11 protein-coding genes are annotated in these 9,410 nt (G+C 63.0%); 3 read left to right on the forward strand and 8 right to left on the reverse strand.

Annotation, left to right across the window (positions count from 1 at the left end; all coding sequences use genetic code 11):
* Positions 1-55 precede the first annotated feature (55 nt).
* The 3 genes from MK313_RS13095 to proS are packed head-to-tail and all read right to left on the reverse strand — an operon-like array spanning position 56 to position 3,309.
* A complete protein-coding gene (locus MK313_RS13095) occupies positions 56-745 on the reverse strand; it encodes an ABC transporter ATP-binding protein (protein WP_287782067.1) in 690 nt (229 codons plus the stop codon).
* Positions 738-1,985 carry a lipoprotein-releasing ABC transporter permease subunit gene (locus MK313_RS13100; protein WP_121217624.1) on the reverse strand — a complete coding sequence of 416 codons (1,248 nt, stop codon included), beginning with the start codon at positions 1,983-1,985 and terminating at the stop codon, positions 738-740. The genes MK313_RS13095 and MK313_RS13100 overlap by 8 nt, the downstream gene beginning before the upstream one ends.
* Positions 1,986-1,995: 10 nt before the next feature.
* On the reverse strand, positions 1,996-3,309 hold the full coding sequence (gene proS / locus MK313_RS13105) for a proline--tRNA ligase (protein WP_287782069.1): 1,314 nt from the start codon (positions 3,307-3,309) through the stop codon (positions 1,996-1,998).
* A gap of 178 nt (positions 3,310-3,487) precedes the next feature.
* On the opposite strand from proS, the gene MK313_RS13110 reads away from it, so the two are divergent.
* Positions 3,488-3,739 (forward strand): hypothetical protein, encoded by a 252-nt coding sequence (locus MK313_RS13110; protein WP_287782071.1) that lies wholly within the window; start codon positions 3,488-3,490, stop codon positions 3,737-3,739.
* Between the two features lie 55 nt (positions 3,740-3,794).
* On the opposite strand, the gene MK313_RS13115 is transcribed toward MK313_RS13110, so the two are convergent.
* Entirely contained in the window at positions 3,795-5,297 is a 1,503-nt protein-coding gene (locus tag MK313_RS13115) for a methyl-accepting chemotaxis protein (protein WP_287782073.1), read from the reverse strand.
* 81 nt (positions 5,298-5,378) lie between these two features.
* On the reverse strand, positions 5,379-6,515 hold the full coding sequence (gene corA, locus MK313_RS13120; protein ID WP_287782075.1) for a magnesium/cobalt transporter CorA: 1,137 nt from the start codon (positions 6,513-6,515) through the stop codon (positions 5,379-5,381).
* 101 nt (positions 6,516-6,616) lie between these two features.
* On the opposite strand from corA, the gene MK313_RS13125 reads away from it, so the two are divergent.
* Both MK313_RS13125 and MK313_RS13130 read left to right on the forward strand, forming a co-directional pair.
* Positions 6,617-6,985: a CidA/LrgA family protein gene (locus MK313_RS13125; protein ID WP_121217614.1), complete on the forward strand. Its 369-nt coding sequence runs from the start codon at positions 6,617-6,619 to the stop codon at positions 6,983-6,985.
* Entirely contained in the window at positions 6,982-7,701 is a 720-nt protein-coding gene (locus MK313_RS13130) for an LrgB family protein (RefSeq protein ID WP_287782078.1), read from the forward strand. The genes MK313_RS13125 and MK313_RS13130 overlap by 4 nt, the downstream gene beginning before the upstream one ends.
* Before the next feature lies 1 nt (position 7,702).
* Here the strand turns inward: MK313_RS13130 and MK313_RS13135 are convergent, their stop codons facing one another.
* From MK313_RS13135 to MK313_RS13145, 3 genes are all read right to left on the reverse strand, one after another.
* Entirely contained in the window at positions 7,703-8,179 is a 477-nt protein-coding gene (locus MK313_RS13135) for a MarR family winged helix-turn-helix transcriptional regulator (protein WP_121217610.1), read from the reverse strand.
* Between the two features lie 111 nt (positions 8,180-8,290).
* A complete protein-coding gene (gene mmsB / locus MK313_RS13140; RefSeq protein ID WP_008944731.1) occupies positions 8,291-9,178 on the reverse strand; it encodes a 3-hydroxyisobutyrate dehydrogenase in 888 nt (295 codons plus the stop codon).
* A 60-nt stretch (positions 9,179-9,238) separates the two neighbouring features.
* Positions 9,239-9,409 (reverse strand): enoyl-CoA hydratase/isomerase family protein, encoded by a 171-nt coding sequence (locus tag MK313_RS13145; RefSeq protein ID WP_287782081.1) that lies wholly within the window; start codon positions 9,407-9,409, stop codon positions 9,239-9,241.
* Position 9,410 lies beyond the last annotated feature (1 nt).

Here is a 9,410-nt window from a genome sequence, read left to right on the forward strand (position 1 = left end):
CGATTGCCATCACAGGGTAGCAAGTACTCTTATTGAATGCACGCAATAAGTGTATCTAGCGACTATGTTCTACAACCAGACCGTCGCGCATTTCCAGCACCCGGTCCATGCGCGCCGCCAGCTCCAGATTATGGGTGGCAATCAGCGCGCCCAGCCGTACCGCCCGGCAGATGCGCGTCAGATGGCCGAACACATCCTCGGCGGTGTGCGGGTCGAGATTGCCGGTCGGCTCGTCGGCCAGCAGCAACTTCGGCACATTGGCCATGGCGCGCACGATGGCGACGCGCTGCTGTTCGCCGCCGGACAGCCGCGCCGGACGGTGATCCTCGCGCTCGGCCAGTCCGACCATGGCCAGCAGCTCATGCGCCCTGTCCTCCGCCTCCTTGCGGTTGAGACCGGCGATCAGCTGCGGCAGCACGACATTTTCCAGCGCAGAGAATTCCGGCAGCAAATGATGGAACTGATAGACGAATCCGATGGAGTGGCGGCGCATCCCGGTGCGCGCATCGTCGCCCATGGTCCCGCAGGAATGGCCGCCGATCAGCACGTCGCCGGAGGTTGGCCGTTCCAGCAATCCGGCGATCTGCAGCAGCGTCGATTTGCCTGCACCGGACGGGCCGACCAGCGCTACCAGTTCTCCCGGCTGCACGATCAGATCGACGCCGCGCAGCACCTCCAGCGGACGGCCCGCCTGCTCGAAGCGGCGGACGACCCTGCGCAGTTCCAAGGCTGGCGTCTCACTCATAGCGCAGCGCCTCCACCGGGTCCTGCCGCGCCGCACGCCAGGCCGGATAGATTGTCGCCAGGAAAGACAGGATCAGTGCCATCAGCACGACGGTAATCACCTCGCTGGTATCCACCTTGGCCGGCAGGCGCGAGAGGAAATAGATTTCCGCCGAGAACAGCTCGGTCCCCGTCAGGAACTCGACGCCCTTCCGGATGGTCTCGATGTTCAGGCAGAACAGCAGCCCCAGCACGAAGCCGGCCAGCGTGCCGACCACGCCGATGGAGGCACCGGTCATGAAGAAGATGCGCATGATCATGCCCCGGGAGGCGCCCATAGTGCGCAGCACCGCTATGTCGCGGCCCTTGTCCTTCACCAGCATGATCAGGCTGGAAATGATGTTGAAGGCCGCCACCAGGATGATCAGCGTCAGGATCAGGAACATGACGTTGCGTTCCACCTGGATCGCGGTGAAGAAGCTGGAATTGGCCTGCTGCCAATCATACAGCCGCTTGCCAGGACCGATGGCGGTCGTGATCGCCTCGCGCAGGCTGCGCACGGCATCCGGATCGTCCAGCAGGATATCGATGCCGGTTACCGCGTCACCCAGCCTGAAGAAGGTCTGCGCGGCTTCCATCGGCATGTAAATGAAGCTGTTGTCGTACTCGTACATGCCGACCTCGAACAGGGCGGCCACGGTGTAGGATTTCAGCCGCGGGATGGAGCCGAAGGCCGTCGGATTCGATTGCGGGCTGATCAGCGTGATCTGGTTGCCGACGGTCAGGTTCATGCGCTGCGCCATGCGCGTGCCGATCATCACCGCGTCATTGCCCTCGAACGCATCCAGCGAACCCGCCATGATGGCGTTCGACAGAAGTGCGCGGCGCTGTACATCCTCGCGCCGCATGCCCTTCACCAGCGCGCCGGAGGCCACGCCATTGGCGGTTGCCATCACCTGTCCTTCGACCTGCGGGAAGGCCATCGTCACACCCTCGACCAGCTGAACCTGATCGACCATGCCGGCATAGCCGGTCAGCGGCCCCTGCTGCGCGAAGATCGTCAGATGGCCGTTTACGCCTAGGATGCGGCCCAGCAGCTCCGCCCGGAAACCGTTCATCACCGACATGACGATGATCAGCGTCGCCACGCCGAGCGCGATGCCCAGCAGCGAGAAGCCGGCGATCACCGAGATGAACCCCTCCTGCCGGCGCGCGCGCAGATAGCGGAAGGCGACCATGCGCTCGAAGGCGGAGAAGATCATGCGGACAGCCTCAACCGATCAGCTTCGACAGGGCGGAATCGATGGAGAGTTCCTGCTTTTCGCCAGTGCGGCGGTTCTTGATCTCGACCATGCCGTTCTGCAATCCGCGCGGGCCGACCACCAGCTGCCAGGGCAGGCCGATCAGATCCATGGTGGCGAGCTTCGGCCCCGGTCGCTCGTCGCGGTCGTCATACAACACCTCGACGCCGGCGGCGTTCAGCTTGGTGTAGAGATCGTCACAGGCGCGCGTGCAGTCGGCATCGCCGGCCTTCAGATTGACCAGCCCGACCTTGAAGGGCGCCACCGATTCCGGCCAGATGATGCCGGCCTCGTCATGGCTGGCCTCGATGATGCCGCCGACCAGACGCGACACGCCGATGCCGTAGCTGCCCATATGTACCGGCCCGGTGGAGCCGTCGGGCATCTGCACCTCGGCCTTCAGCGGCTCGGAATATTTGCTGGCGAAATAGAAGATATGGCCGACCTCGATGCCGCGCGTCTCGATCAGCTCGGAAGCCGGCACCGGGCAGTCCGCCGGCACATGCTTCTCGTCGGTCGCGGCGTACAGGCTGGTGAACTTGTCCACCACCGGCTGCAGGTCGCCCTCGAAATCCACCTCGATGCCGGAAATGCCGAGGTCCATCCAGCCCTTGTGGCAGAACACCTGGCTTTCGCCAGTCTCCGCCAGGATGATAAATTCATGGCTCATGTCGCCGCCGATCGGGCCGGTGTCGGCGGCCATCGGGATCGCCTTCAGCCCCAGCCGGTCAAAGGTGCGCAGATAGGCCACGAACATCTTGTTGTAGGCGCGCTTGGCGCCCTCGTAATCCACATCGAAGGAATAGGCGTCCTTCATCAGGAATTCGCGCCCGCGCATCACGCCGAAGCGCGGCCGCACCTCGTCACGGAACTTCCACTGGATGTGGTAGAGCATGCGCGGCAGGTCCTTGTAGGACCGCACGGAGGACCGGAAGATTTCGGTGATCTGTTCCTCGTTGGTCGGGCCATACAGCATCTCGCGGTCGTGCCGGTCCTTTATGCGCAGCATCTCCTTGCCATAGCCGTCATAGCGTCCGCTCTGGCGCCACAGATCGGCCGACTGGATGGTCGGCATCAGCATTTCCTGCGCGCCGGCGGCATCCTGCTCCTCGCGCACCACCTGCTCGATCTTCTGCAGCACCCTGAAGCCCATCGGCAGCCAGGAATAGATGCCGGCACTGGCCTGGCGCACCATGCCGGCGCGCAGCATCAGCCGGTGCGAGGCAATCTGCGCCTCGGCGGGCGTTTCCTTCAGGATCGGCAGGAAATAGGCGGAAAGACGCATGGAATCCCTCTGACAGGCGAATGGCGGTTTGCTAACCGCCGTTTATGGCACGATGGCGGCAGACTTTAGGGAAAGCGCAGGGGGATGTCTATTGGAGCCTCCATTGCCAGGAGGCCGTCGCTTTACCTCTCTACCAGGCCTGCCTAATATCGGATAGTTCAGCCGAAAGCGGCTCTGCATGCCGACGCCAGACTCGCCCGAAGCGCTGGTGCTCGATCTGGTGGAATGGGTTGCGCTGGCACCGCGGCCCTATGGTGAGGCCATCGAGGCCTGGCGCACATCCTGCCCGCGCCTGACCGTTTGGGAAGATGCCGCCGATCAGGGACTGGTCCGGCGGATAAAAAGTGACACAGGCGAGAATCTGCTGGCAGCGACGGAACAGGGCCTCCTCCTGCTGAAGGCAAAACGCGGCGGCTGGCCAGAACGGTGAACGAGGCGCGGCTCGCCCGATAGGCTGACAGCCGCGCCCGTAGCCAGGCAATTCATTACATCGCCCGGACATTCACCAGGAAGGCATCAACGCGCTCGCGCAGCGCATCGGCCTGGCCGTTTAGGTCCCGCGCGGTGATCAGGAGATCATTGGAGGAGCGCCCTGTATCCTCCGCCGCAAGGGTCACGCCGTTGATGTTGCTGGCAATCTCGCGGGTGGCGGCAGACTGCTCCTCGACCGCGCCGGAGATCGAGCTGGAAATGCCACTCACCTGACCAATGATCTCGCCGATCTGACGGATGGCCGATGCCGTGGCACCGCTGGAATCCTGGATTTCCTGAATTTGCTGGGCGATTTCGTCGGTTGCCCTGGCAGTCTGGGTAGCGAGGCTCTTCACCTCGGAGGCGACAACGGCAAAGCCCTTGCCGGCTTCCCCTGCCCGCGCCGCCTCGATGGTCGCGTTCAGCGCCAGCAGGTTGGTCTGGGCCGCGATGTCGCTGATGATCTGCGTCACGTCGCCGATCTTCTGCGCCGCATTGACCAGGGCATTGACCATCGCCTCGGAGCGCCGGGCTTCTTCAACCGCATTGCCGATAACCGTCGATGAGTCGGATATCTGCCGGGAAATCTCCTGCACGGAACTCGCAAGCTCGTCCGCGGCAGCGGCAACCATCGCGGACTGCTGGTTGGATTGTTCGGCGGCAGCGGCCATGGTCTGCGCGGACCCTTCCATGCCGCCGGCGGAATTCGCCAGCTCGGAAACCAGGCTCAGCACCCCGCTCTCGAAGTCAGCGGCAAGCTGCGCGTTCTCCTGCTTCCGGGGGGTCAGGTCCGTCGCAAACTTGATCACCTTGAAGGGGCGCCCATAGGCATCAAGGATCGGGTTGTAACTCGCATCCAGCCAGATATCCTTACCGCCCTTGCCAACCCGCCTGAACTGCCCGGCGACATATTCACCGCGCCCAAGCTTGGCCCACATAGCCCGGTAATCGGCGCTGTCGCGCACGCCGGGTTCGGCGAACATGGAATGGTGCTTGCCGGCAACCTCTTCGAGCCGGTAGCCCATCACCTTCAGGAAATTCTCGTTGGCGGTGATGATCGTGCCATCCAGCTCGAACTCGATGACCGCCTGGGAGCGGTTCAGCGCTTCCAGCTTTCCCGTCATTTCCGCCTGCGCCATCTTCTGGGCAGTGATGTCCGTGGCGTACTTCACCACCTTGTAAACTTTCCCGCGCCCGTCCGTCAGAGGGTTGTAGCTGGCCTCCAGCCAGATTTCCTTGCCGCCCTTGGTTAGGCGCCTGAATTGCCCGGTAGAAAACTCACCGCGCGCCAGCGCCGGCCAGAATCCCTTATAGTTTGCGCTGTCGCGATCCGCGCGCTCCAGAAACATCGAATGATGCTTGCCCTGGATTTCCTTCAGGCCATAGCCCATGGCCTTCAGGAAATTCTGGTTCGCCGTGATGATGGTACCGTCGGGCGCGAACTCGATGACGGCCTGGGACTTGTCGAGCGCAGCACATTTTGCGCGCGCGTCGGACGCGCCGCTGGAGAGGAACATTCTGGAACTCCGGAAAATCGAACAGGAGGGGGTAGAAAAATAGGATTACTGTTAGAAGTACGCAGAAGCTCTCCCGTTGGATCACAGCCAGCCGCGTTTTCTGAAGAACCACAGCATGCCGACCGTCAAGCCAAGCATGACGATCATCACGGCGGGATAGCCATAGGCCCAGCCCAGCTCCGGCATGTTCAGCCAGCCGGCCGCCGGATCGAAATTCATGCCATAGACGCCGACGATGAAGGTCAGCGGCATGAAGATGACGGAAATCACCGCCAGCACGCGGATGATGTCGTTCAGCCGGTTGCTGGTCGCCAGCATCAGGGCGTTCTGCAGTTCGGTCACCACCTCGCGGTAGGTTTCCAGCAAATCCATCAGCTGCACGGTGTGGTCGTAACTGTCGCGCAGATAGGGCAGCGTCTTCTTGCCGATCCCCATTTCCTTGTCGCCGCGCAGCAGCAGGTTCAGCACCTCCCGCTCCGGCCATTGCTGGCGGCGCAGCAACAGGAGATGGCGCTTCATCCGCAGCAGGCGCCGGTTGGCGTCGGCAGGCGGGTCCTCCAGCAGGTCGGTCTCCAGATCCTCGATCTCCGAACCCATCCGCTCCAGCAGCGGGAATTTGTGATCGACGATCAGATCGATCAGCGCATAGAGCAGGTAATCCGGCCCGAGCTGGCGCAGCCGACCGCCCCTTGTCAGCCGCTCGCGCACCGGCAGGAACAGTCCGTCATCCCCGGCATCGATGCTGATGACCAGATTGCCCTTCAGGAACAGGCTGGTCTGATATAGCCGCAGATCGACGCCGGAATAATCCACATGGGTCATCACGACAAACAGATGCTCGTCATAGAGTTCCACCTTGGGGCGCTGGCCGCCATTCAGCACATCCTCCAGCGCCAGCGGGTGCAGGCCAAGGCTGTCCTGCAGACGGCGCGCCAGATCGGCATCCGGCGTGCCAGAGATATGCAGCCAGAAGATCGCGCGGTTCGCGTGCTTGCCGGCAGGCGCTTCTGCTTCCGGCACACGGGTTGCCGCCTCGGCGGCCTGCGCCAGCCAGGCCCGGCAATCCTCCGGCGTCACATGGACGGCTTCCTCAACCTTTTGGGCATCAAAGCGCGTGAGGGTCAGCACTGCCTCGCCCGCCGGCTGGTCTGCCGGCGCGATCAGCGCACCCGGCGATGTTCCGGGAATCTGATAGCTGGACCCGTAAAGCAGCGCCATGGACTCGTTCCTCCGCTTGCCTCCGTACGCGCAATGCGGAACGGTAACGGCTGCCGGCGGTTCACCGCAACCGCCTTGGCCCCATCGAAACAGGAGGCTCCATGCTGAATGCCATCACCGCCCTGCTGCTGTTCCAGCTGATCGGCGAGACCATCGCCCGGCTGGCGGGTCTTCCCCTGCCCGGCCCCGTGATCGGCATGGCGCTGCTGTTCCTGTCGCTGACTCTGCGCGGCGACCTGCCGGACAATCTGCGGACCACGGCAAGCGGGCTGCTGCAGCACCTGTCGCTGCTGTTCGTCCCGGCGGGCGTCGGCGTGGTGCTGTATCTGTCGCTGATTGCCGATCAGTGGGCCGCGATCAGCGTGTCCCTGCTGGTATCCACCGTGGCCACCATCGCGGTCAGCGCGCTGGTGATGCTGGGGTTCGAACGGTTGAGCGGCCGTCGCAACAAGCCGGAGGGCGGGCAATGAATGCCGACCTGCGCGAAATCTGGGTCTATCTCTCGACGACCCCGCTGCTCGGCCTCACGCTGACGCTGATCGCCTACCAGGCCGGTTATTTCGTCTATACGCGGCTGAAGCTATTTCCGCTGGCCAACCCGGTGCTGATCGCCGTGATCCTGCTGGTGGCGCTGCTGTGGGTCACCGGGACGCCCTACCAGACCTATTTTGACGGCGCGCAGTTCGTGCACTTCCTGCTGGGGCCGGCGACCGTGGCGCTGGCGATCCCGCTCTACATTCATTTCCAGGCGGTGAAACGGTCGGCGCTCGCCATTGTCACGACCGTCATCATCGGATCGGCGACCGCGGCGGCAACGGCCGTGGGCGTGGCCTGGGCAATGGGCGCCACGCGGGAGACGCTGCTGTCCATTGCACCTAAATCCGTCACCATGCCGATTGCCATGGGCATCTCGGAAAAGCTGGGCGGCCTGCCCTCGCTGACCGCCGTGCTGGTGCTGCTGACCGGAATCGCCGGGGCGATGCTGGCGACCTGGACGCTGAACCTGATGGGGATCCGGGACTGGCGGGCACGTGGACTGGCAACCGGAATCGCCGCGCATGGCATTGGCACGGCACGGGCACTTCAGGTGAATGAGGTCGCGGGGGCGTTCGCGAGCCTCGGCATGGGTCTGAACGCGTTGGCAACGGCGGTGCTGTTACCGTTGCTGGCGGCGTTGTTCCTTTAGGTCAGCCGGTACCGAGCAGCGAGGAGCGACCGCGGAAATCCAGCATGTCCGCCCAGTAGCGCTCCAGCACCCGGTAGGCCTCACTGGCCGATTCCAGTGCCTTGGTGCTGCTGATCCCCTTCTCCAGATCGTTGGCGTGACGTTCGAACATGGCGGCGATGTTCTTGCACAGCGCCAGCCCCTTGTCCGACAGGCGGACCCGGATCGAGCGCCGGTCATGCGGCGACCGCTCCTGGATCAGATAGCCGTTCTCGACCATCTTCCGGACGTTGTAGGAGACGTTCGAACCGAGGTAATAGCCACGGTTGGTCAACTCGCCGACGGTCAGTTCGTCACTGCCGATATTGAAGAGAATCAGCGCCTGAACGTTATTAATATCCTCGATGCCGTTGCGGTCCAGCTCGGTCTTTACGACTTCAAGGAATTGGCGATGCAGCCGTTCGATTAGCTTAATCGCCTCCAGATACGAATCTTTCACAGTATGCTCGCCCCCAGTTGCATGGCGCTTCTCTTAAGCACGCAGTCTATCGACTTTGCTTTCTTTTCCTTCGCTTAACATACGCCATGTCGTCAACACAATTCGCTTTCACTATGCGCCGCGAAGCATATTGATGATCGCGGAAAAATCCTGCCGATCCTTTCCCTGAGCGCAAAACAGATTGTAAAGCTGGGCCGCCTCCGCGCCTAGAGGCGTCGAGGCTCCCGACTCCGCGGCAGCCTCCTGTGCCAGCTTCAGATCCTTCAACATCATCGCTGCCGTGAAGCCCGGCTGGTAGCCGCGATTCGCCGGCGAGGTCGGAACCGGACCCGGAACCGGGCAATAGCTGGTCAGCGACCAGCACTGTCCGGAGGATTTAGACGATATGTCGAACAGCCTTTGATGGTCGAGTCCGAGCTTTTCCGCAAGCGCAAAAGCCTCGGACACGCCGATCATCGAAATGCCGAGTATCATATTATTGCATATCTTGGCTGCCTGGCCATTACCGGCACCACCGGCATGTACGACAGTCTTCCCCATCGCCTGGAGGATCGGCCCGGCCCGCTCGAAGGCCGTGTCGCTGCCGCCAACCATGAATGTCAGCGTGCCGGCCTCGGCTCCGCCGGTCCCACCGGAGACCGGCGCGTCCAGCATGTCCATCCCGGCTTCCTGTGCGGCCGACGCAACCACGCGGGCGCTGGCCACATCAATGGTCGAGCTGTCGATCAGCAGGGCGCCGCGCGGCACGGCACCAAGGATGCCGCCCTCATTTTGATAGACCGCGCGGACATGGGCACCGGCCGGCAGCATGGTGACGACCGCCTCCGCTGCCTGCACGGCCTCAGCAAGGCTTGCCGCCGGACGGATACCGGCCTTTGCCGCCCGATCCAGATTATCGGCGGCAAGGTCATATCCGGTCACCTCGAAGCCGGCCTTCACCAGATTGGCGGCCATCGGCCCGCCCATATTGCCCAGCCCGACAAACCCGATCTTTTTCATCGCATCCTCCCGTCCGCCGTTCTTCGTGGCCTGTTTGGCCGATGGCGTTATTGCCAGCGTTCAGTCAAACCGCAGATCGCCGCCCTCCGGCGCCACGAAATGTCCTTCGACCAGCTCCTGCGTAACGTCCTGCAGCCGTGCCGGTTGCCATTTTGGCGCATGATCCTTGTCCACCAGGACGGCGCGGATACCCTCGAAGAAATCATGGCCGCGCCTGCAGGCCTGGGTCATG

The organism is Oceanibaculum sp., from assembly GCF_022449305.1.
GTDB classification, from domain to species: domain Bacteria; phylum Pseudomonadota; class Alphaproteobacteria; order Oceanibaculales; family Oceanibaculaceae; genus Oceanibaculum; species Oceanibaculum indicum.